The following is a 22,231-nucleotide window of genomic DNA, read 5'->3' as shown; positions in this document are numbered from 1 at the left end:
CTCCGCACCACCCAGGTCAGGCCCCGACGACCGCTTCGGCTCGCACGGACCCAACGAATAGGAATTCCCATGGCAGATATCACCATCAGCCCGGATGAGATCCGCGACGCGCTGAAGGACTTCGTCTCGTCGTACGAGCCGGGCAAGGCGTCCACCACCGAGGTCGGCTACGTCATCGACGCCGCCGACGGCATCGCCCACGTCGAGGGACTCCCCGGCGTCATGGCGAACGAGCTGATCCGCTTCTCCAACGGCGTCCTGGGCCTCGCCCAGAACCTCGACGAGAACGAGATCGGCGTCGTCGTCCTCGGCGAGTTCTCCGGCATCGAGGAGGGCATGGAGGTCACCCGCACCGGCGAGGTCCTCTCCGTCCCCGTCGGCGACGGCTACCTCGGCCGCGTCGTCGACCCGCTCGGCAACCCCATCGACGGTCTCGGCGACATCGCCTCCGAGGGCCGCCGCGCCCTCGAGCTCCAGGCCCCCGGCGTCATGTCGCGCAAGTCGGTCCACGAGCCGCTGCAGACCGGCATCAAGGCGATCGACGCGATGATCCCGGTCGGCCGAGGCCAGCGCCAGCTCATCATCGGCGACCGCCAGACCGGCAAGACCGCGATCGCGATCGACACGATCATCAACCAGAAGGCCAACTGGGAGTCGGGCGACACGAACAAGCAGGTCCGCTGCATCTACGTCGCGATCGGCCAGAAGGGCTCCACCATCGCCTCGGTGAAGGGCGCGCTCGAGGACGCCGGAGCGATGGAGTACACGACGATCGTCGCGTCCCCCGCGTCGGACCCCGCCGGCTTCAAGTACCTCGCCCCCTACACCGGCTCGGCCATCGGCCAGCACTGGATGTACGGCGGCAAGCACGTCCTGATCATCTTCGACGACCTGTCGAAGCAGGCCGAGGCCTACCGCGCCGTGTCGCTCCTGCTGCGCCGCCCGCCGGGACGCGAGGCCTACCCCGGCGACGTGTTCTACCTGCACTCCCGTCTGCTGGAGCGCTGCGCGAAGCTGTCCGACGAGCTCGGCGCCGGCTCGATGACGGGCCTCCCGATCATCGAGACCAAGGCCAACGATGTCTCGGCGTACATTCCGACCAACGTGATCTCGATCACCGACGGCCAGATCTTCCTCCAGTCCGACCTCTTCAACGCCAATCAGCGTCCGGCGGTCGACGTGGGCATCTCGGTCTCGCGAGTCGGCGGTGACGCCCAGGTCAAGTCGATCAAGAAGGTCTCCGGAACGCTGAAGCTCGAGCTGGCGCAGTACCGCTCGCTCGAGGCCTTCGCGATGTTCGCCTCCGACCTGGACGCCGCCTCGCGCCGCCAGCTCGCCCGCGGCGCCCGCCTGACCGAGCTGCTCAAGCAGCCGCAGTACTCGCCGTACCCCGTCGAGGAGCAGGTCGTCTCGATCTGGGCCGGAACGAACGGCAAGCTCGACGAGGTGCCCGTCCCCGACGTGCTGCGCTTCGAGCGCGAGCTGCTCGACTACCTGGGCCGCAACACGCAGGTCCTCTCCACGCTGCGCGACACCAACGTGCTCTCCGACGACACGGTCGCCGAGCTGCACCGTGCCGTCGACGGCTTCAAGCTCGAGTTCCAGACCGGTGAGGGCAAGCCGCTCGCCTCGGTCGGGCGCGAGGAGCACAAGGCGATCTCGGCGGACGAGGTCGGCCAGGAGAAGATCGTCAAGGGCCGTCGCTAACAGCGACCCCTCGACGATTCAGAGAAGGACTACAGGAGACACATGGGAGCGCAACTCCGGGTCTACCGGTCGAAGATCCGTTCGGCCCAGACGACCAAGAAGATCACCCGCGCCATGGAGCTGATCTCGGCCTCGCGCATCCAGAAGGCGCAGAACCGCGTCGCCGCCGCGGCTCCGTACTCGAACGCCATCACGCGCGCCGTGTCGGCCGTCGCGACCTACTCGAACGTCGAGCACCCGCTCACGACCGAGCGCGAGAAGCTCGACACGGCCGCGATCGTGATCTTCACCTCCGACCGCGGCCTCGCGGGCGCGTTCTCCTCGAGCGTGCTCAAGGAGGCCGAGGAGCTGGCCTCGCTGCTGCGCAGCGAGGGCAAGGAGGTCGTCTTCTACCTGGTCGGCCGCAAGGCGAACGCGTACTTCTCGTTCCGCCGGCGCCCGAGCGTCCGCATCTGGACGGGCGGCACCGACCAGCCGGTGTTCGAGACCGCGAAGGAGATCGCGGACGCGGTCGTCGACTCGTACAACCTCGACGACGAAGAGGGCGGAGTGGATGAGATCCACCTCGTCTACAACCGCTTCGTCAGCATGGTCACGCAGCAGCCGACGGTCGTCCGTCTCCTGCCGCTCGAGGTCGTCGAGGGCGCTGAGGATCAGAACACCGATCTGTACCCGCTCTACGAGTTCGAGCCCGACCCCGAGACGGTGCTCGACCGCCTCCTGCCGGTCTACGTCGAGAGCCGCATCTTCAACGCGATGCTGCAGTCGGCGGCGTCCGAGCACGCGGCGCGCCAGAAGGCGATGAAGTCGGCCAGCGACAACGCGGACACCCTCATCAAGACGTACACCCGGCTCGCCAACAACGCGCGCCAGACCGAGATCACGCAGCAGATCGCCGAGATCGTCGGCGGCGCCGACGCCCTGTCGTCCTCGAAGTAGACGGCGCACCTCCCCGACACGAAGCCTCCGCCCTCCGGGTGCGGTGAGACCACAGAAGGAAGAAGCAATGACACTGACCGCACCTGAGGCGGCGACCGGGACTCCGGGCGGGGCCGTCGGCCGTATCGCCCGCGTCACCGGCCCCGTCGTTGACATCGAGTTCCCCCACGACGCGATCCCCGAGGTCTACAACGCGCTGTACACGCACGTCGAGGTCGAGGGCGTCTCGTCCAAGCTGACCTTCGAGGTCGCGCAGCACCTGGGCGACGACCTCGTCCGCGCCATCTCGCTCAACCCGACCGACGGACTCGTCCGCGGCCAGGAGGTCCACGACACCGGCCTGCCGATCTCGGTCCCGGTCGGCGACGTGACCAAGGGCAAGGTCTTCAACGTGATCGGCGAGGTGCTCAACGCTGACGCCGACGGCACGATCAACGGCCAGGCGTTCGAGATCACCGAGCGCTGGCCCATCCACCGCAAGCCCCCGGCGTTCGACCAGCTGGAGTCGAAGACCGAGCTCTTCGAGACCGGCATCAAGGTCATCGACCTCCTCACGCCGTACGTCCAGGGCGGCAAGATCGGCCTCTTCGGCGGAGCGGGCGTCGGCAAGACCGTCCTCATCCAGGAGATGATCCAGCGCGTCGCGCAGGACCACGGTGGAGTGTCCGTGTTCGCCGGCGTCGGCGAGCGCACCCGCGAGGGCAACGACCTCATCGCCGAGATGGAGGAGGCGGGCGTCTTCGACAAGACCGCCCTCGTCTTCGGCCAGATGGACGAGCCGCCGGGAACCCGTCTCCGCGTCGCGCTCTCCGCGCTGACGATGGCGGAGTACTTCCGCGACGTGCAGAAGCAGGACGTGCTGCTCTTCATCGACAACATCTTCCGCTTCACGCAGGCCGGCTCGGAGGTGTCGACCCTGCTGGGCCGCATGCCCTCCGCGGTGGGCTACCAGCCGAACCTCGCCGACGAGATGGGTGTGCTCCAGGAGCGCATCACCTCGACGCGCGGACACTCGATCACCTCGCTGCAGGCGATCTACGTCCCCGCCGACGACTACACCGACCCGGCGCCGGCCACCACGTTCGCGCACCTCGACGCGACGACCGAGCTCTCCCGTGAGATCGCGTCGAAGGGCCTCTATCCGGCCGTCGACCCGCTGACCTCGACGTCGCGCATCCTCGACCCCCGCTACCTGGGTGCCGACCACTACCGCGTGGCCACGAACGTCAAGCAGATCCTGCAGAAGAACAAGGAGCTCCAGGAGATCATCGCCATCCTCGGTGTCGACGAGCTCTCGGAGGAGGACAAGATCACGGTGTCGCGTGCGCGCCGGATCCAGCAGTTCCTCTCGCAGAACACCTACATGGCGAAGAAGTTCACCGGTGTCGAGGGCTCGACCGTTCCGCTGAAGGACACCATCGAGTCGTTCGACGCGATCGCCCGCGGCGAGTTCGACCACGTGGCCGAGCAGGCGTTCTTCAACGTCGGCCCGATCACGGACGTCGAGGAGAAGTGGGCTCAGATCCAGAAGGAGAACGGCTGATCATGGCCGGGACCCTGAAGGTCAGCGTCGTCTCCGCCAACGCGGAGGTCTGGTCGGGCGAGGCGAAGCAGATCTCCGCTCGCACGGTCGAGGGCGAGATCGGCATCCTGGTCGGTCACGAGCCGATGCTCGCGATCCTCGCCTCGGGCGAGGTGCGCGTCACGGCCGCCGACGGCAGCCGGATCACCGCCCAGGCGGACGACGGCTTCCTGTCCGTCGAGAACGACGTCGTCACCGTCGTTGCCCGCGAGGCCGCGCTGGTCTGACGACCCGCCGCCTCGAGCGGCGACCGGAGGGGCCGGGTGATCATCGCGATCGCCCGGCCCCTCCGTCGTGCGCGGTGCAGCGGCGCCGCGCGTCACTCGCGTGCCTCCGGGCGCGCCGTCCTTCCCGAGGAGACCCGTGCACGTCCTGCTTCCCCCGTCCGAGACGAAGCGCGACGGCGGCTCCGCCGCGTTCCGGGTCGAGGAGCTGTCCTTCCCGGGCCTGATCGAGCGACGTCTCGCCCTGCGCGACGCGCTGATCTCACTCGCGGGTGATCGGGAGGCCTCCGCGCGGGCGCTGAAGCTCGGTCCGCGGCAGCTCGGCGAGATCGAGCGCAATGCCGCTCTGCCGACCGCACCGGCGATGCCCGCGGTGGATCGCTTCGACGGCGTGCTGTTCGACGCGCTCGACGCGGCCTCGCTCCCGGCCGGGTCGAGGGACGTCCTCGGCCGGGTCGTCGTGGTGCAGTCGGCGCTCTGGGGGCCGGTCCGCGGGCTCGACGGCATCCCCGCCTACCGGCTGTCGCACGACTCGCGGATCCCGGGCCTGCCGTTGAAGCGCTGGTGGGCGGCCGAGGCGGGTCGCGAGCTGTCGGCCCTCGAGGGCCTCGTCCTCGATCTGCGGAGCGAGTCGTACGCCGCGCTCGGGCCGCTGCAGCCGGGGGAGGGGCGCTTCTTCGTCCGGGTGCGGTCCCGCGACGCGTCGGGGCAGCTGCGGAACCTCAATCACTTCAACAAGCAGGGCAAGGGTCGCTTCGTCCGCGCGCTGGCGGAGGACGGCGTCGAGACCTCGTCGCTCGAGGAGCTCGCGCGCTGGGCGGCGGGCCGGGGTTTCGAGCTCGCTCCGAACGCCGGCAGCGGCGAGCTCGATCTCGTCGTGCCCTCGGTCTGAGGCTCAGGAGCGGGCGCGGAAGCAGCCCGTGAGGTGGTCGTCGACCACGCCGGAGGACTGGAGCAGGGCGTACATCGTCGTCGGACCGACGAAGCGGAAGCCGGCCTTCCGCAGGGCCTTCGAGAGCGCGAGAGAGGCCGGAGTCGACGCGGGGACGTCGCCGGGGCGGACGACGCGACCGGCGGGCACGTCCTCCTCGAACGACCAGACCAGGCGGTCCAGTGCGCCCTCACCGTCGCGCTCGCGCAGTGCGAGGGCCGCTTGCGCGTTGCCGATGGTCGCGAGGATCTTGGGGCGGCTGCGGATGATGCCGGCGTCGTCCATCAGGCGGTCGACGTCGTCCGCGCCCATCGCCGCCACGGCGTCGAGGTCGAAGCCGTGGAAGAGCTCGCGGAACCGCGGCCGCTTGCGGAGGATCGTGATCCAGGAGAGTCCTGCCTGGAAGCCCTCGAGGCAGATCTTCTCGAAGAGCGGGCGATCGCCGTGCAGAGGCACGCCCCACTCCTCGTCGTGATAGCGGCGGTACTCGACGTCGTCGCCGCTCCAGGCGCAGCGGACGGTGCCGTCGGCGCCGGTGATCAGCCCGTCGTCGGCGGTCATCGGTGGGGGATCCCCTCGTGATCGAGCAGCCAGGCCTTGGTGGCGATCCCCTCCCCGGCGCTGAAGCCCGTGATCCGGCCGTCGCCGGCGAGCACCCGGTGGCAGCCGACGAAGAGGGGGATCGGGTTCGCGCCGACCGCTCCGCCGATGGGGCGCCCGGAGCGGAGCCGGCCCGTCGCCTGCCCCAGAGCGCCGTAGGAGGTGATCTCGCCGAAGCCGATGCCCTGCAGCGCTCCCCAGATCTCGAGCTGGAACGGAGTCCCGCGCAGGAGGAGCGGGAGGTCGAAGGTGCGCCGCTCGCCGGCGAAGTAGGCGTCGAGCTGGTCGACGGCGGCGTCCAGGACGGGGAGGGAGCCGACGGGCAGGTGGTCGTGCGGGAGCGTTCCGCCGTTCTCGATCGCGAGGGAGACGATCGACTCTCCGTCGCTGCCGACCTCGATCCGGCCGAGGGGGCTGACGGTGCGGCGCACGTGCAGGGGAGTCGTTCTCATGCCACGAGAGTATCCGCGGTGCGCGAGGGCGACCGGCGGGAATCGGACATCGGTGGACGGCTGCGCAGCTCGCCGGCCTGGGGAGGACTCGTGCTGATCGAGCAGCCCGCGCAGAGGGCGTCTCGAGAGCCACCCGCCGAGCGACGCCGGGACCGGTGCGCCCCTGCAGGGGTGCTCGACCAGCGGGTGCGCAGGCGTCGGCCTCCTCCACAAGCGGCGATCCGGCGATCTGTCTTCCGACCGCTCCGGATCGCGCTCCGGAGCGCCGCCGCGGCCGCCACCGTTGCCGCATGACATCCACTGCATCGCTTCCGGTCCGCACCCTCGATCCCAGCGCCGTGCTCGCGGCGATCCCGCGCCTCGTCGGCCACCCGCCGCAGGAGAGCATGGTGCTCGTCCCGATGCGGGACGGGACGCCCACGGGAGCGCTCCGCTTCGACCTCGCCGTCGGTGATCCCGCACGAACCGCTCAGGCCTGGATCGGGGCGCTCGGGCGCTTCGGACGCGTCGAGCGCCTGGTGATCGTCCTCTACTCCCGCCGCGGACGCACTCCGTCCGCGGTCGCTCTCGTCGACGCGCTGAGCAGCCGGGCTCACGGCATCGGACTCCCCGTCGAGGTGCTCGTCCCCAGCGGTTCACTCCGACCGGTGCCGCTCAGCAGTGTCCCTCCAACCGTCGCGACCGCCCGGGACGTCACCGCCGGCCGTCTCCTGCCCGACATCGGCCGAGGGGAGGCGCTGGCGGTCGCGGCGGAGGTCGACGCCCTCCTCGACCGGCACCCGCGCGCTCGTCTCCCCGAGGCCCTCGCCGTCGATGCCGAGTCGCTCCTGCTGCGCGCGGCGTCGGGACGCCCCTGGCAACCGCGGAGCCACGCCCTCGCCGTGCTCATCGTCTGCGCGCAGCGGAGCGAATGGCGAGAGCGGGTGCTCGGCCTTCTCGCTCGTCCCGACCGCGTCGCGGAGACCTCCGTGCTCGAGCTCGTCGCCCGGGCGGCGGCCACGGCCCCGGCGACCGAGCGGAGTCCGCTGCTCGTCCTGCTCGCGACTCTGCACTGGTGGTCGGGGCTCGCTCCCTCGGCGATGATCCTGGCGCGCGAAGCGGTCCGCCTCGACCCGCACGATCACCACTCGCGGCTCCTCGTCGCAGCCCTCGACCGTGGTGAGCGATGGCCGTCGGCCGTCGAGGGGAATCGCGCCGCGTGAAGGGAGCCTGTGCGCGCCGACGGATCGATCGGCGGCGCGCGCGGGGCTCAGAGGCGGGCCCAGGCCTCGGTCAGGACCGAGCGAAGGATCTGCTCGATCTCGTCGAACTCCTTCGGTCCGATCGTGAGGGGCGGGGCGAGCTGGACGACGGGGTCGCCGCGGTCGTCCGCCCGGCAGTACAGTCCGGCGTCGAACAGCGCCTTCGAGAGGAAGCCGCGGAGCAGGCGCTCGGACTCCTCCGCATCGAAGGTCTCCTTGGTCGTCTTGTCCTTGACCAGCTCGATCCCGAAGAAGTAGCCCGCACCGCGGACGTCGCCGACGATGGGCAGGTCGAGCAGCTTCTCGAGGGTCGAGCGGAACAGCGGCGAGTTCTCGCGGACGTTCTCGTTGAGCTTCTCCTCCTCGAAGATGTCGAGGTTCTCCAGCGCGACCGCTGCCGAGACGGGGTGACCGCCGAAGGTGTAGCCGTGCGGGAAGGAGACCTCGCCGTGCCGGAAGGGCTCGTAGATGCGGTCGCTGACGATGGTCGCGCCGATGGGGGAGTACCCGCTGGTCATACCCTTCGCACAGGTGATCATGTCCGGCACGTAGCCGTACTCGTCGCAGGCGAACATGTGCCCGATCCGGCCGAAGGCGCAGATCACCTCGTCCGAGACGAGGAGCACGTCGTGCCGGTCGCAGATCTCGCGCACCCGCTGGAAGTAGCCGGGCGGCGGGGGGAAGCAGCCGCCCGAGTTCTGCACCGGCTCGAGGAAGACGGCGGCGACCGTCTCGGGACCCTCGAACTCGATCATCTCCTCGATGCGGTCCGCCGCCCAGACGCCGAAGGCCTCCAGGTCGTCGCCGTGCTGCGGCGCGCGGTAGAAGTTGGTGTTCGGCACGCGGAAGCCGCCGGGGACGAGCGGCTCGAACATCGACTTCATCGCCGGGATGCCGGTGATCGCCAGTGCGCCCTGCGGGGTGCCGTGGTAGGCCACGGAGCGCGAGATCACCTTGTGCTTGCCCGGCTTGCCCTGCAGCTTCCAGAAGTGCTTGGCCAGCTTGAAGGCCGTCTCGACGGCCTCGCCGCCGCCGGTGGAGAAGAACACGCGGTTGAGGTCGCCCGGGGCGTGATCGGCGAGGCGGTCGGCGAGCTCGATCGCCGACGGCGTGGCGTACGACCAGAGCGGGAAGAACGAGAGCTCGGACGCCTGCTTGGCGGCCGCCTCCGCGAGCCGCCGTCGGCCGTGGCCCGCGTTGACGACGAAGAGCCCGGAGAGCCCGTCGAAGTACTTCCGGCCCGTGCTGTCCCAGATGTGGTGGCCCTCGCCGCGGGTGATGATGGGCACTCCGGCGCCGGAGTCCATCACCGACTGCCGGGTGAAGTGCATCCAGAGGTGGTCCTTGGCCTTCTTCTGCAGCGCCGCGTCGTCGAATCCGGCCGGGGCGTCCTCGCCCTTCACCGGATCGCCGGACGCGAGGCCCTGGCTCGAGAATGCTGTCTCTGTGGTCATCGGTTACCGCGTTCCCCAGTTGTAGAACTGCTTGTGGAGTTTCAGATAGACGAAGGTCTCGGTGGAGAGGACCCCCGGGAGCGAGCGGATCTCCTGGTTGAGCAGGGCGATCAGGTCGTCGTCGTTCTCGCAGACGACCTCGGCGAGGATGTCGAAGGTGCCCGCCGTCAGCACGACGTAGTCGACGGCCGGGATCGCCGCGAGGCTGTCCGCGACGACCCGGGTGTCGCCCGTCACGCGGACCCCGATCATCGCCTGCCGGTAGAAGCCGAGCTGCATCGGGTCCGTCACGGCGACGATCTGCATCACGCCCGACTCGGTCAGCTTCTGCACCCGCTGCCGGACCGCCGCCTCGCTCAGCCCGACCGCCTTGCCGATCTCCGCGTACGAGCGCCGGCCGTCGGCCTGCAGCTGCTCGATGATCGCCTTGGAGACGTCGTCGAGCTGGAGCGGGCGCTGTGCAGGAGGGCGGGAGGGGCTCATGCGATGATCCTCGCAGCCCCGGCGGGCTCCGGCAAGTGAATCCGCATCCGGGAGGCCCCGGCGATGACGGAATGCGCCGTGCTGCAAGCGCTCTCCTCCGGCGGGCCAGGCGCAGCGGAGCGTCCGTGAGCGGCCATCGAGGTGGCCGCCGAGCGGGCGTCTGCGGTCCTCGCGCAGCCGATAGCATCGGAGGGATCGGCCCCGCACGCGCGGAGCCGGCGGAGGCGAGGAGACGCGATGACGCAGATCGGCCGCAGCCGAGCGTCGGTGACCGTCCCCGTCTCGGCCTGGTCCTCGGACACGCCCTCCGCAGTGGTCACGCTCGGCTGGGCGGCGCGCACCGAGGTGGGCCTCGTGCGCAGCGCCAACGAGGACAGCTACCTCGCGAAGACACCGATCTTCGCCGTCGCCGACGGGATGGGCGGTCATGCGGCCGGGGAGGTGGCCAGCGACGCCGTCGTGTCCCGGCTCTCGCTCGCCGCGACCGGTGCCACCGTCGGAGCGGAGGAGATCGACCGCGCGCTCCGCGAGGCCGTCGACGACATCGCCCGGCAGTCGCAGACCGCCGACGGCGGCACCGGCACCACCGTGACCGGCGCCGCGCTGACGGTCGTGGGCGGCGAGCCCTACTGGTCCGTCTTCAACATCGGCGACTCGCGCGTCTACCTCTGCGTCCAGGGGGCGCTGGTCCAGCTGACGGTCGACCACTCGATCGTCCAGGAGCTCGTGGACGCCGGGCTGATCACCCGGGACGAGGCGGACGTGCATCCGCACAGCAACGTGATCACCCGGGCGGTCGGCTTCCACGAGCCGCCCGTCCCGGACTACCGCCTGGTCCCCGTGATCGCCCCGTCGCGGCTGCTGGTCTGCTCCGACGGGCTGACGAAGGAGCTCACCGACGCGGGTCTCGAGCACGTGCTCTCGACCGCGGGAACCGCGCAGGAGGCGGCGGACGAGCTGGTCGAGGCGGCGCTCGGCAACGGCGGACGCGACAACGTGACGGTCATCGTCGTCGACGTGCTCGCCGTCACCGGCGACGGCGACTGAGCGAGCACCCGGGAGCCGCGGCGGGGCCCCGGGTACCATGGACGGAGGAGGGGTGGTCTCGGTGATCTGCAGCACGTGTGGCTCCACCCTCGCTCCCGGGGCGATCCTCTGCGGAGAGTGCGGCACCTCGGTGGCCTCGCACGCGACTCCCGGCGCCTCCCGCCCCGCCTCCTCCGGGGACACCACCGTCCTCGATCCCGCGCGCCGCGCCTGGCTGCCGGGCCTCGCCCCGGGCCGGCACCGTCGGCCCGCGCCCGGGGCGCCGATGGCGCCGCCGAGCCAGGGGCTCGTGCGGCTGATCTTCGCGTCCGGCCAGCACGCCATCGTCACCGGCAACGGACTCATCGGCCGCCAGCCGCTGCCGGATCCGGGCGAGACCTTCCGGCACATCCTCGCCGTACCCGACCCGTCTCGCTCGCTGTCCAAGACGCACCTCGAGTTCGGCTTCGACGAGGGCGGGCTGTGGGTCAGCGACCGCTGGTCGGCGAACGGCTCCGTGCTGGTCGCCCCCACGCAGGCTCCGCTCCCGCTCGAGGCGGGCCGCCGCTATCGCGCGAAGATCGGCAGTCGGCTGCTGCTGTCGTCCGTCGAGATGGCGGTCGAGCGGGTCGAGGGCTCCTCCACAGCGTCGAACCGTCCACCGATCACGCGCTGACCCGCCACGCGGCCCGGGCGTCCGCTTCGCTGGTCGCATGACGATCCAGCGCCCCGGAGCGAGGCTCCTGCCGCCGACGCCGCCGGCCGTGCCGCCGCGCCCGTCCTTTCCGTGGATCGCGGCGCTGGCCCCGGTGCTGACGTCGCTCGTGCTGTACGCGCTGACATCGTCGCCGTACACGCTGGCTCTCGCCGCGCTCGGGCCGGTCGTCGCGGTCGCGTCCTTCCTCGACTCGCGCCGTCTCCGCCGCCGGACCGCGCGTCGAGAGGGCGAGCGCTACGCGCGGGAGCTCACCGCCTACACGGCCGCAACGGCGCTGGCGCGTGCGGAGGAGCTCGACGCACTGCGCCGCGCGTCGCCCCGTCCGCTCGACGTCCTCGAGCACCGGGTGCCGGTGGACGCCCGCTGGCGGCGCGCCGCCGCGGGGCTGGAGATCGTGCTCGGGCAGAGACCGGCAGCGGGGGAGGACTCCACGGACGGCGGGGCTCCGCTGCCGGCGGCGCTCTCCTCGGGGATCGGCGTCGTCGGACCGCCGGTCCTCGCCCGGGCGCTGGTGCGCGGGCTCCTGGTGCAGGTGGCCGAGCTCGTGGCACCGGACTCCCTCCGGATCGAGCTGCCGAGCGGAGCCGGGTGGAACTGCCTCCGCGCCCTGCCGCACGTCCGCGCGGTCACGGCGCCGCTGGGCCTCGCCGTTCTGCAGGGGGACGGAGTGAGCGATGCCGACGCGGTCGTCGCGCTGGCCGGCAGCGCGGACGAGCTGCCGAAGCGGTGCCGCTGCATCGTGCAGGTCGGCGGCGCGGGTGCCGCGAGTGTGGTCGGCCGGGCCGGAGCCGGCGTGCTGGAGCCGCTGGTCGCCGACTACGTCTCGGTCGAGCAGGCGCGCGGCTACGCCGAGTCCCTCGCCGCGGCCCACGGCCCGGGAGCGGAGGAGCTGCCGGACACCGTCCTGCTCTCCGAGCTCGGCGAGCCGGCTCGGCTCGGCGGCGGCGGAGGCCTTCCGGTGCTGCTCGGGAAGGCCGCGGACGGCCCGGTCGAGATCGATCTGGTCCGCGACGGACCGCACGCCGTCATCGGCGGGACGACGGGGAGCGGCAAGAGCGAGCTCCTGATCGCCTGGGTGGTGGCGCTGGCGGCTCGGTACCCGCCCACCGCCGTGACGTTCCTGCTCGCGGACTTCAAGGGCGGCGCGGGGTTCGGGGCACTCCGGCGGCTTCCGCACGTCACGGGCATGATCACCGATCTCGATCCCGAGGGAGCGGTCCGCGCCTTCGCCAGCATCGGGGCCGAGCTGCGCCGGCGCGAGGTGGTGCTCGCCGAGCACGGAGTCCCCGACATCGCCCGGCTGCCGCCCGGGCTGCTCGCGCGCCTGGTGATCCTCGTCGACGAGTGCGCGGTCGTGCTCGAGCGCGCTCCGGAGCTGCACCGCACCTTCGCCGACATCGCCGCGCGCGGGCGCTCGCTCGGCCTCCACCTCGTGCTCTGCACGCAGCGGCCCGTCGGCGTCGTCCGCGACGCGGTCGCGGCGAACTGCGGCCTGAGGATCGCGCTCCGGGTGCACGATGCGGCCGACTCGCGAGCGCTGATCGGCTCGGACGCCGCCGCCCGGATCCCGCACCGAGCGGCCGGCCGGTGCGTCGTCTCGATCGGCGGTCAGGGGAGAGTCGTCCAGGCGGCTCTCGCGGGGGAGGACGACATCGCCACGGTGCTCCGCAGGGGCGGCCGGGACGCCTCCGTCCACCGGCCCTGGCTCGATCCGCTGCCGGCCCGGATCCCGCTGCCGGAGCGTGGGCGACCGGGTCGCGTCGCGCTCGGGCTCGTGGACCGCCCCGCCGAGCAGCGGCAGGACGTCGTCCACCTCGATCGCCGCTCGATCCTCGTCCTCGGCGCGGCGGGCTCGGGCAGGAGCGGCGTGCTCCGGACGCTCGCGGCGCAGCTCGAGGGAGCCCGCATCGTCGGCCCGCTCGACGCGGAGGAGGCCTGGGACGCGGTCGTCGCCGACGAAGGGCCGGGCGGTCTGCTTCTGCTCGACGACCTCGATCTCCTGCTCCGCCGCTGCGGCGACGACGAGCGCCGTCGGCTGCTCGACGCCCTGCAGACCGCGCTCCGCTCCGACGGCGCGCCGATCGTCGTCACGGCCCGCCGGGTGACCGACGGCCTGGCCGCGCTCCGAGACGCCTTCGACGACGTGCTCCTCCTGCGCGCCGCGCACCGCCAGGAGCACCAGCTGCTCGCGCTGCACGGGGAGCCGTACCGCGGCGACCTCCCGGCGGGCGGGGGGTGGTGGCGCGGCGAGCGGATCCAGGTCTTCGCGCCGCCGCCGTCGCCTCCCGCGCGTCGCCGTGCCGCCGTGCCGGTCGTGCCGACGGGAGAGCGGCCGTTCGCCGTCCTGACGAACCGTGCGAAGGCGCTGCGGGCGAGGCTCGCCGACGCTCGGATCCCGGCCGTCCTCGTCGGAGAGGCCGCGGACGTGCCGCCCCCGCCAGGTGCCGCAATCCTCGGAACGGTCGTGGAGTGGTCGGCCGCCAGGGGACTCCTCGCGCGGCTCCGCGCGGGCGCCCCCGTCGTGCTCGAGGTGCCGGCGGGCGAGGCGCGGGTCGTCCTGGGGCCGCTCCCGCCGGCACCCCTCTGCGTCGGAGAGCGGGTCCTGCTAAAGGCGGACGGCCGCCTCCGCCGCGCGCGCTGGCCGGACGCGAGCGCACGCTGAACGGGAGGAATCCGCGGTCGATACGCGTCTGGAACGCGGATTTCGTGACGATCATGTTTCCAGATGGCCGATCTCGTCGGTCCTTCATCGACAGACGTCCGAGCTCTGTGCCAGTATTTCCCCACGTTCACGCCGGTGGGCCCGAGCACCGACGCAGTCAGGAGCCGCAGCCATGACCCGTCCTCTCCCGAGGGACCCCGTACTCCGCGAGGCCATCGCCGTCGCGCGCTCCCGAGAGCGGGAACGGCGGGCGATGCTCTCGCGGCGCGCCGTCCTCGGCGGTCTCGGTCTCGGGGTCGGAGCACTGGCGCTCGCCGCCTGCGCGCCGGTCTCGCGCGCCGCACCGACCGCCGCCGTCGACGACTCCGCCGCAGACCCCCGTCTCGTCTGGGACAACTGGCCCGCCTACCTCGACGAGGACGACGACGGCGGCTACCCGACGCTGATGACGTTCGAGGAGCAGACCGGGATCTCCGTCACCTACAACGTCGCGGTCGACGACAACAACTCGTACTACGGCAAGGTGAAGGACCAGCTCGCCCTCGGCCAGTACATCGGCGCCGACACCGTCTGCCTGACGGAGTGGATGGTCTCCCGCCTGGCCCGTCGCGGCTACATCCAGGAGCTCGACCACGCGAACATCCCGAACATCGCGAATCTCACCCCGTCGCTCGCGAATCCGGACTTCGATCCGGGGCGCCACCGCTCGCTCCCGTTCCAGGCCGGCTTCGCCGGGATCTGCTGGAACAAGGAGAAGCTCCCCAACGGCCTCGCCAGCGTGGACGACCTCTGGGATCCGGCGCTGCGCGGGCGGGTCGGCGTGCTCAGCGAGATGCGCGACACGATCGGGCTGATCATGCTCGCCCAGGGCACCGACATCGCCGGGGCCTGGGGGGACGACGAGTACATGAACGCGATCGACGTCTTCCGGAAGCAGGTCGACGAGGGCCAGATCCGCAACATCAAGGGCAACGCGTACCTCAACGATCTGCAGAACGAGGACACCCTCGCCGCTATCTGCTGGTCGGGCGACATCACGCTGATCAACACCGAGGCCGGCGACAAGTGGGAGTTCGCGCTCCCCGACTCGGGCGGCACCCTGTGGAACGACACGTTCGTCGTGCCGATGGGCTCGCAGCGCAAGGCCAATGCCGAAGCGCTGATGAACTACTACTACGAGCCGGAGGTCGCCGCCGAGGTGGCCGCCTGGGTCAACTACATCACCCCCGTCGACGGAGCGAAGGACGCCATGGAGAGCATCGACCCGGAGCTGGCCGAGAACCAGCTGATCTTCCCCGACGAGGACACGCTCGCGCAGTCCCACATCTTCCGGACGCTCACCGCGGACGAGGAGAAGGACTACCAGGCCGAGTTCCAGAAAGTGCTGCTGGGCATCTGATGGCCACCGGAACCTTCGCCGAGCGCGGCGCCGACCTCGAACTGGTCGGGATCAGCAAGCAGTACCCGGGCTTCACCGCCATCGACTCGCTGGACCTCACGATCCCCGCGGGATCCTTCTTCGCTCTCCTGGGGCCCTCCGGCTGCGGGAAGACGACCACCCTGCGGCTCGTCGCCGGTCTCGAGGAGCCGAGCGCGGGCCGGATCCTGATCGGCGGGAAGGACGTCACGGCCACCAAGACGTTCCAGCGCCCGGTGAACACCGTCTTCCAGTCCTACGCGCTGTTCCCGCACATGTCGATCCTCGAGAACGTCGCCTTCGGCCTCAAGCGCCGCCGGATCGACGACCCGGTGGGCAAGGCGCACGAGGCGCTCCGGCTCGTCGAGCTCGACCACCTCGCCCAGCGCCGTCCGGCGCAGCTCTCCGGCGGGCAGCAGCAGCGGGTCGCCCTCGCCCGGGCGATCGTGAACCGGCCCGCTCTCCTGCTCCTGGACGAGCCCCTCGGTGCGCTCGACCTCAAGCTCCGCCGGCAGATGCAGCTCGAGCTGAAGTCGATCCAGGAGGAGGTCGGCCTCACCTTCCTGCACGTCACCCACGACCAGGAGGAGGCCATGACCATGGCCGACACCGTCGCGGTGATGAACAAGGGCCGGATCGAGCAGATGGGCGCTCCCGAGGCGCTCTACGAGCTCCCGCGGACGGTCTTCGTCGCCAACTTCCTCGGCCAGTCGAACCTCTTCACCGGCGAGGTCGTCGCCTCGACCGGCACCGCGCTGACCGTCGCCGCCGGCGACGCCCGGATCGTCGTGCCCACCGCCCGTGCGGCCCGCGAGTCCGGCGAGATGACGATCGGCGTCCGCCCCGAGAAGCTCCTGCTGCTCACCGAGGCGCCCGCCGACTCCCCGGACCGCAACGTGCTCGGGCCGGGGCGCGTCGTCGACGTCTCCTTCAGCGGCGTCAGCACGCAGTACACGATCGAGATCCCCACGCTCGGCTCGATCGTCGTCTTCGCCCAGAACATGGTCTTCGGGCCGGTCGTCGGCGAGGGTGCGCAGGTCTGGGTGAGCTGGAGCATCGAGCACGGCTTCGGGCTGGCCGACGAACCGGGCACCGTGCCGCGCTTCGCCGCCGACGACTCCACCCGCTCGATCGCCCTGCAGAAGCGCGGGCTGCTCGCCGGCCGCTCCGGAGGAGCGTAGGCATGGCCTTCGCTGCGTTCGCGTCCGGCTCGACCGACACGCTCGATCCGCCGGTCCGCCGGCGGTCGACGATCGCCCTGGTGCTCCTGCTGCCGGGCATCGTCTACATGCTGCTGTTCTTCCTCACGCCGCTGATCTCCCTCGTGCTGACCTCGTTCCAGGTCGAGGTGCCGGACGGCGACATCGGCGAGTACGCGCCGGGCTTCGCCTGGCAGAACTACCTCGTCGTGATGGCCGACTACTGGCCGCACGCGATCCGCTCCTTCGGCTACGCCCTGATCGCCACGGTGCTCGCGCTCGTGATCAGCTATCCGCTCGCCTACTTCATCGGAGTGAAGGCGCGGCCCTGGCCGCTGCTGCAGAACCTGCTGCTGACGCTGGTGATCGCGCCCTTCTTCATCAGCTTCCTGCTGCGCACGCTGGCCTGGAAGCAGATCCTCGCGGACGAGAGCCCGCTCGTGCAGGCCCTCAAGACCGTCGCGATCCTGCCCTCCGACGGGCACCTCACGGGCACCCCGATCGCCGTCGTCTTCGGCATCACCTACAACTTCATCCCCTTCATGACGCTGCCGCTCTACACGACTCTGGAGCGGCTCGACACCCGGCTCCTCGAGGCCGGCTCCGACCTCTACGCGCACCCCGCCTCGGTGTTCTGGAAGGTGACCGTGCCGCTCTCGATGCCCGGCATCGTCTCGGGCACGCTGCTCACCTTCATCCCGGCGGCGGGCGACTACATCAACGCGAGCCGCGACTTCCTCGGCTCGTCGCGGACCTCGATGGTCGGCAACGCGATCGAGGCGAACTTCCTCACCCTCGAGAACTACCCGGCCGCGGCCGCGCTCTCGATCGTGCTGATGGCCGTGATCCTGGTCATCGTCGGCTTCTACGTGAAGCGCAGTGGAACGGAGGACCTCCTGTGACCGCCACCGCCGACCGTCCCGTCGCGAGCGCCCAGGAGGCTCTGGGAGCACCGCCGCCCGCGCCCGTTCGGGGTCCGCGCCGCTTCCAGGGCCTCGGGCTGGGGATCTACACCGCCCTCGCGCTGATCTTCCTGCTGATCCCGATCGGCTACACCTTCGTCTACTCGTTCAACGACTCGGGCAAGAGCAATCTCGCCTGGCGCGGCTTCACCTTCGACAAGTGGGTCTCGGCGTGGACGAGCGAGGAGGTGATGACGGCCTTCGGCAACAGCCTCCTGGTCGGTGTGGTCGCGACCGTCCTGGCGACCGCGCTCGGCACGATGATCGCCATCGCGCTCGTCCGGTTCCGCTTCCGGTTCCGCTCCGCGATCAGCCTGCTGCTGTTCCTGCCGATGGCCACCCCGGAGGTGGTGCTCGGCGCCGGTCTGGCCGCCCAGTTCCTCGCGGTCGGCACCGAGAAGGGCCTGGTGACGATCATCCTGGCGCACACGATGTTCTGCATCAGCTTCGTCGTGGTGACGGTCAAGGCCCGCGTCGCGAGTCTGGACCCGCGGCTCGAGGAGGCGGGGCGCGACCTCTACGCCTCGCCGAGCCAGGTCTTCTGGCGGATCACCTTCCCGCTGCTGCTGCCCGGCATCCTCGCCGCCGCGCTGCTCTCCTTCGCGCTGAGCTTCGACGACTTCATCATCACGAACTTCAACTCCGGCTCGGTCACCACGTTCCCGAAGTACATCTACATCGCGGCGGCGCGCGGCATCCCTGCGGAGGCCAACGTCATCGCGTCGGCGGTGTTCGTGCTGGCGATCCTCATCGTCGTCGTCACGCAGGTGTCCTCGGCGGCGCGGGCGAAGCGGCTGGCGAGGACGCAGTAGCCGGCGAGGACGTCGTCACCGGCGAGGACGCAGGAGCGGCGGTGCCGCGCCTCAGACGTAGGAGGCGCGGATCGCGCCGACGGGCTGCCCGCCGCCGGTGACCACCGGGTTGAGGCGCACGAGCACCTCGTTCGCCGCGGTGCGGTCGACGCTGCCCGCCTCGACCAGCAGCTTCAGCGCCACGACGGTCGCGGCGCGCAGGCTCCCGTCCAGGATCTTCAGCGCGACGGTCGTGCCGTCCGGCGACGCCATCACGAGCACGCCCTCCGCGCCGAGCTTCGCGACCAGGCCGAGCCGCTCGATCACGACGGTGTTGTCGCGACCCGGTCCGTCCAGGGCCCAGGCGTTCTCGAGGATCGCCTCGGTGAGGACGCCGGCCTGACGGTAGAGCCCGAAGGGCGAGGCGGGGGAGGAGGAGACGATCCGCGAGATCCCCTTGGCCAGAGCGGTGAGCGGCAGCGCGTGCACCGGAGCGCCGCAGCCGTCGATGCCCGAGGCGACGATCCGCTCTCCGGTGAGCCGCTCGATGGTGTCGACGATGTGCTGCTGCAGCGGGTGCGAGCGCTCGAGGTAGTCGTCGGTGCTCCAGCCGTTCTGCACGCAGGCGAGCAGCATCGCGGCGTGCTTCCCCGAGCAGTTCATGTAGAGCGGATCCGCGCTCGCGCCGGCGCGCAGCAGCTTGGCGCGCGAGGCCGAGTCTGTCGGCCAGTCGGCCGGGCACTGCAGTGCCGAGTGGTCGAGCCCCGCGCGGAAGAGCAGGTTCTGCACCAGGGCGACGTGCTGCGGGATGCCGGCGTGGCTCGCGGTCGCGATGACCGCCTCCGCTCCGCTCAGCTCGACGCCGGCGGTCATCACGGCGAGGGCCTGGAAGGGCTTGAGGCAGGAGCGGGGGAAGACCGGCGCCGTCGGCGTGCCCAGGGTGCGGGCGACGCGGCCGTCGGAGTCGAGGAGCACGGCCGATCCGGCGTGGCGCGACTCGATGAAGCCGGAGCGCTCGACCACCGCCAGTTCGACGGACTCGGCGAGGGTGAAGGTACCTGCGGACATCCCCCCATCTTGCCCGACGGCCCGGCGCCTCCTGAGCGGAGGGGCCGGGCCGTCGTCGGGGGAGCCGGGCTCAGAGGGTCGCGAACGCCTCGCTGAGGACGGCGACGGCCTCGTCCAGCAGCTCGTCCGTGAGGGCGAGGCTCGGGAGGAAGCGCACCACGTTGCCGTAGGTGCCGGCGCTGAGCACGAGCACGCCGTGCTTCGCGGCGTAGTCGATGATCGCGGCGACGGCGGCCGTGTTGGGCTGCTTGGTCGTCTGCGCGGTGCCCGGCTCGACCAGCTCGATCGCCATCATCGCGCCGATGCCGCGGACGTCGCCGATGATCTCGTAGCGCTCCTGGAGCGCGCGGAGCGCGGCGCCCAGGCGGGCCCCGATCCGGTCGGCCTCGGCGAGGAGGCCGTCCTGCTCGATCCGCTCGAAGACCGCGACGGCAGCGGCGGCCGCGACGGGGTTGCCGCCGAAGGTGCCGCCGAGGCCGCCGGCCTGAGCGGAGTCCATGATCTCCGCGCGGCCCGTGACGCCCGCGAGCGGCAGGCCGCCCGCGATGCCCTTGGCCGAGAGCACCATGTCCGGGACGAGCCCGAAGTGCTCACTGGCGAACCAGGCGCCGGTGCGGGCCATGCCCGACTGGATCTCGTCGGCGACGAAGACGATGCCGTTCGCGGTGCACCACTCCTGCAGCGCGGGCAGGAAGCCCTGCGCCGGGACCATGAAGCCGCCCTCGCCCTGTACGGGCTCGACGACGAGGCAGGCCAGGGCCGAGGCGCCGACCGTCTTCTCCAGGTAGGAGATGGTGCGCTCGGCCGCCTCGGCGCCCGAGAGGCCGTCGTGATACGGGTACGAGCTCGGCGCGCGGTGCACGTCGCTCGCGAAGGGACCGAAGCCGAGGCCGTAGGGGAGCGCCTTGAAGTTCATCGCCATCGTGAGGTTCGTGCGACCGTGGTAGGCGTGGTCGAGCACCGCGACTCCGGGGCGGCCGGTGTGCTTGCGGGCGATCTTGACCGCGTTCTCCACGGCCTCGGCGCCGGAGTTGACCAGCACGGTCTTCTTCGCGTGGTCGCCGGGGGTGTGCTCGCCGAGCAGCTCCGCGACGCGGATGTACGGCTCGTAGGGCGTGACGGTGAAGAGCGTGTGGGTGAGGCGGCCGAGCTGCGCGGTGGCGGCCGCGACGACCGCGTCGTCGGTGTGGCCGATCGTCGTCACGCCGATGCCGGCGCCCAGATCGATGAACCGGTTGCCGTCGACGTCGACCAGGATCGCGCCGTGCGCGCGGTCGATGTAGACGGGCAGCGCGGTGCCGACGCCGGTGGGCACGACGGCGAGGCGGCGCTCGTGCAGGGCCCTCGATCGCGGCCCCGGGATCTCGGTCGCGACGCGACGCTCCTGGGGGACGGCCGACGTGGGAACCTGGGGGGCGAGCGTGTCTGTCATGGTCCCCCGAGTCTACCTTCGGGCGTCGGAGGACCAGGGGTCCAGACCGTCGAGACCGGCCTGAACCACGGCCGAGAAGGAGGGATCCGATGAAATCGGAGCACGATTACGCTCTTTCCGTCGTCTGGGAGGGCAATCGCGGCACCGGCACCAGCGGCTACCGGGACTACGGGCGCCAGAACGTCCTCGTCGCCGAAGGCCCGCCGCCGATCCTCGGCTCGGCCGACAAGCCCTTCCGCGGCGACCCGGACCGCTGGAACCCCGAGCAGCTGCTGCTCGCCTCCCTCGCGCAGTGCCACCTGCTCTCGTTCCTGCACGTCGCCGTCAAGAACGGGGTCGTCGTGACCGAGTACGTCGACGACGCCGTCGGGCGCATGGTGCAGGAGGGCGAGGGCGGTCGCTTCGTCTCGGTCACCCTCCGACCGCGGGTGCGGGTCGCGCACGAGTCGATGGTCGAGCTCGCGCAGTCGCTGCACGGCGAGGCGTCCCGGCTGTGCTTCATCGCGAACTCGGTGAGCTTCCCGGTCAGGCACGAGCCGCAGACCTCGGCGGCCGACGCGCGCTGACCCGCGCGGACCCGGTGGGTGCGGCGGCAGGAGCGGTCAGCGCCGCTCGTGCGGCAGCGCGCGCTTGATCCTCTCGACCGTGGTGACCGGCGGCGACTCGTTGTAGACACCCGCCGCCTCCTGGCCCGACAGCGCGTGGATGGCGGCCATCACCTCGTCCGTCGCGTGCCGGCGCGCGCGGCCCGAGTCGGCGGAGCCGTGCCGGGAGAGATCGAGCGGATCGCCGAAGCGCACCGTGATCCGGTGCAGCCGCGGGATCTTCGAGCCCACGGGCTGCAGCTCCTGCGTGCCGACGAGCCCGACCGGGACGACCGGCGCGCCGGTGGTGAGTGCGAGCCACGCCACTCCGGTGCGGCCGCGGTAGAGGCGGCCGTCGCGCGAGCGCGTCCCCTCCGGGTACACGGCGAACGCCTCGTCGCGCTCGAGGATCGCGCGCCCGAGATCGAGCGCCTCCTGCGCGGCCTGGCCGGCGCCGCGCTCGACCGCGACCGCTCCGACCGCCGTGAAGAAGGAGCGCGACAGGGCGCCGCGCGCGCCGGTGCCGGTGAAGTAGTCCGACTTCGCGAGGAACTGCACGGGCCGGGGCGCCAGCAGCGTCAGCACGGGCGAGTCGATGAACGACAGATGGTTGCTGGCGAGGATGACGCGGCCGGTGCGCGGCACGTTGTCGCGGCCCTCGACGATCGGCCGGTAGATCATCCGGCCGAGCCGGCTCATCGTGAAGCGGGCCACGCGAGCGGAGACGCCGATCCCCGGCGGCGTCGGCGGCGTCGGCGG

21 protein-coding genes are annotated in these 22,231 nt (G+C 71.4%); 14 read left to right on the top strand and 7 right to left on the bottom strand.

What is annotated here, in order from left to right:
* Positions 1-69: 69 nt before the first annotated feature.
* From atpA to HRK28_RS02505, 5 genes are all read left to right on the top strand, one after another.
* On the top strand, positions 70-1,707 hold the full coding sequence (gene atpA / locus HRK28_RS02525; protein ID WP_123702905.1) for a F0F1 ATP synthase subunit alpha: 1,638 nt from the start codon (positions 70-72) through the stop codon (positions 1,705-1,707).
* Between the two features lie 42 nt (positions 1,708-1,749).
* Positions 1,750-2,646 (top strand): F0F1 ATP synthase subunit gamma, encoded by an 897-nt coding sequence (locus HRK28_RS02520; protein WP_123445506.1) that lies wholly within the window; start codon positions 1,750-1,752, stop codon positions 2,644-2,646.
* A gap of 67 nt (positions 2,647-2,713) precedes the next feature.
* Positions 2,714-4,189 carry a F0F1 ATP synthase subunit beta gene (gene atpD, locus HRK28_RS02515; RefSeq protein ID WP_160088411.1) on the top strand — a complete coding sequence of 492 codons (1,476 nt, stop codon included), beginning with the start codon at positions 2,714-2,716 and terminating at the stop codon, positions 4,187-4,189.
* Between the two features lie 2 nt (positions 4,190-4,191).
* Complete coding sequence (locus HRK28_RS02510) at positions 4,192-4,455, top strand: F0F1 ATP synthase subunit epsilon (protein WP_160088413.1); 264 nt, start codon at positions 4,192-4,194, stop codon at positions 4,453-4,455.
* Between the two features lie 136 nt (positions 4,456-4,591).
* Positions 4,592-5,344: a YaaA family protein gene (locus HRK28_RS02505; RefSeq protein ID WP_160088415.1), complete on the top strand. Its 753-nt coding sequence runs from the start codon at positions 4,592-4,594 to the stop codon at positions 5,342-5,344.
* 3 nt (positions 5,345-5,347) lie between these two features.
* On the opposite strand, the gene HRK28_RS02500 is transcribed toward HRK28_RS02505, so the two are convergent.
* Together HRK28_RS02500 and HRK28_RS02495 are read right to left on the bottom strand one after the other, a co-directional pair.
* The gene (locus HRK28_RS02500; protein WP_160088417.1) at positions 5,348-5,944 is read right to left on the bottom strand and encodes a DNA-3-methyladenine glycosylase I; all 597 of its coding nucleotides are present in this window, start codon (positions 5,942-5,944) and stop codon (positions 5,348-5,350) included.
* Complete coding sequence (locus HRK28_RS02495; protein ID WP_160088419.1) at positions 5,941-6,435, bottom strand: methylated-DNA--[protein]-cysteine S-methyltransferase; 495 nt, start codon at positions 6,433-6,435, stop codon at positions 5,941-5,943. Before HRK28_RS02495 ends, HRK28_RS02500 begins: the two co-directional genes overlap by 4 nt.
* A 290-nt stretch (positions 6,436-6,725) precedes the next feature.
* Here HRK28_RS02495 and HRK28_RS02490 point away from each other — a divergent pair, with 290 nt between their 5' ends.
* Positions 6,726-7,637, top strand: a complete 912-nt coding sequence (locus tag HRK28_RS02490) for a DUF4192 family protein (RefSeq protein WP_173250320.1) — start codon at positions 6,726-6,728, stop codon at positions 7,635-7,637.
* Between the two features lie 47 nt (positions 7,638-7,684).
* Here HRK28_RS02490 and HRK28_RS02485 read toward each other — a convergent pair whose 3' ends face one another.
* Both HRK28_RS02485 and HRK28_RS02480 read right to left on the bottom strand, forming a co-directional pair.
* Positions 7,685-9,130, bottom strand: a complete 1,446-nt coding sequence (locus HRK28_RS02485; protein ID WP_173250319.1) for an aspartate aminotransferase family protein — start codon at positions 9,128-9,130, stop codon at positions 7,685-7,687.
* 3 nt (positions 9,131-9,133) lie between these two features.
* Complete coding sequence (locus HRK28_RS02480; protein ID WP_160088425.1) at positions 9,134-9,613, bottom strand: Lrp/AsnC family transcriptional regulator; 480 nt, start codon at positions 9,611-9,613, stop codon at positions 9,134-9,136.
* A 237-nt stretch (positions 9,614-9,850) separates the two neighbouring features.
* Here HRK28_RS02480 and HRK28_RS02475 point away from each other — a divergent pair, with 237 nt between their 5' ends.
* From HRK28_RS02475 to HRK28_RS02445, 7 genes are all read left to right on the top strand, one after another.
* Complete coding sequence (locus tag HRK28_RS02475; RefSeq protein ID WP_160088427.1) at positions 9,851-10,660, top strand: PP2C family serine/threonine-protein phosphatase; 810 nt, start codon at positions 9,851-9,853, stop codon at positions 10,658-10,660.
* Positions 10,661-10,790: 130 nt separating this feature from the next.
* On the top strand, positions 10,791-11,315 hold the full coding sequence (locus tag HRK28_RS02470; RefSeq protein ID WP_160088429.1) for a hypothetical protein: 525 nt from the start codon (positions 10,791-10,793) through the stop codon (positions 11,313-11,315).
* Between the two features lie 37 nt (positions 11,316-11,352).
* Entirely contained in the window at positions 11,353-14,019 is a 2,667-nt protein-coding gene (locus HRK28_RS02465) for an FtsK/SpoIIIE domain-containing protein (protein ID WP_173250317.1), read from the top strand.
* A 172-nt stretch (positions 14,020-14,191) separates the two neighbouring features.
* The gene (locus HRK28_RS02460; protein ID WP_173250316.1) at positions 14,192-15,418 is read left to right on the top strand and encodes a PotD/PotF family extracellular solute-binding protein; all 1,227 of its coding nucleotides are present in this window, start codon (positions 14,192-14,194) and stop codon (positions 15,416-15,418) included.
* Positions 15,418-16,617: an ABC transporter ATP-binding protein gene (locus HRK28_RS02455; RefSeq protein WP_173250315.1), complete on the top strand. Its 1,200-nt coding sequence runs from the start codon at positions 15,418-15,420 to the stop codon at positions 16,615-16,617. Before HRK28_RS02460 ends, HRK28_RS02455 begins: the two co-directional genes overlap by 1 nt.
* A gap of 2 nt (positions 16,618-16,619) precedes the next feature.
* The gene (locus tag HRK28_RS02450; protein WP_160088437.1) at positions 16,620-17,537 is read left to right on the top strand and encodes an ABC transporter permease; all 918 of its coding nucleotides are present in this window, start codon (positions 16,620-16,622) and stop codon (positions 17,535-17,537) included.
* A 98-nt stretch (positions 17,538-17,635) separates the two neighbouring features.
* Positions 17,636-18,409, top strand: coding sequence for an ABC transporter permease (locus tag HRK28_RS02445; protein ID WP_244231913.1), 774 nt, complete (start codon positions 17,636-17,638; stop codon positions 18,407-18,409).
* Positions 18,410-18,460: 51 nt separating this feature from the next.
* Here the strand turns inward: HRK28_RS02445 and HRK28_RS02440 are convergent, their stop codons facing one another.
* Positions 18,461-19,456 (bottom strand): asparaginase, encoded by a 996-nt coding sequence (locus HRK28_RS02440; RefSeq protein WP_160088439.1) that lies wholly within the window; start codon positions 19,454-19,456, stop codon positions 18,461-18,463.
* 70 nt (positions 19,457-19,526) lie between these two features.
* The gene (gene gabT / locus HRK28_RS02435) at positions 19,527-20,888 is read right to left on the bottom strand and encodes a 4-aminobutyrate--2-oxoglutarate transaminase (RefSeq protein WP_173250314.1); all 1,362 of its coding nucleotides are present in this window, start codon (positions 20,886-20,888) and stop codon (positions 19,527-19,529) included.
* Positions 20,889-20,977: 89 nt separating this feature from the next.
* Between gabT and HRK28_RS02430 the strand changes: the two genes are divergently transcribed.
* Positions 20,978-21,454, top strand: a complete 477-nt coding sequence (locus HRK28_RS02430; RefSeq protein ID WP_173250313.1) for an OsmC family protein — start codon at positions 20,978-20,980, stop codon at positions 21,452-21,454.
* A 36-nt stretch (positions 21,455-21,490) separates the two neighbouring features.
* Here the strand turns inward: HRK28_RS02430 and HRK28_RS02425 are convergent, their stop codons facing one another.
* On the bottom strand, positions 21,491-22,171 hold the full coding sequence (locus HRK28_RS02425) for a 1-acyl-sn-glycerol-3-phosphate acyltransferase (RefSeq protein ID WP_254304555.1): 681 nt from the start codon (positions 22,169-22,171) through the stop codon (positions 21,491-21,493).
* Positions 22,172-22,231 lie beyond the last annotated feature (60 nt).

The sequence above is a fragment of the Rathayibacter sp. VKM Ac-2835 genome (assembly GCF_013266705.1).
GTDB lineage: Bacteria > Actinomycetota > Actinomycetes > Actinomycetales > Microbacteriaceae > Rathayibacter.
The sequence above is the reverse complement of the archived record's forward strand: the minus strand, read 5'-3'. Positions and strand labels throughout refer to the sequence as shown.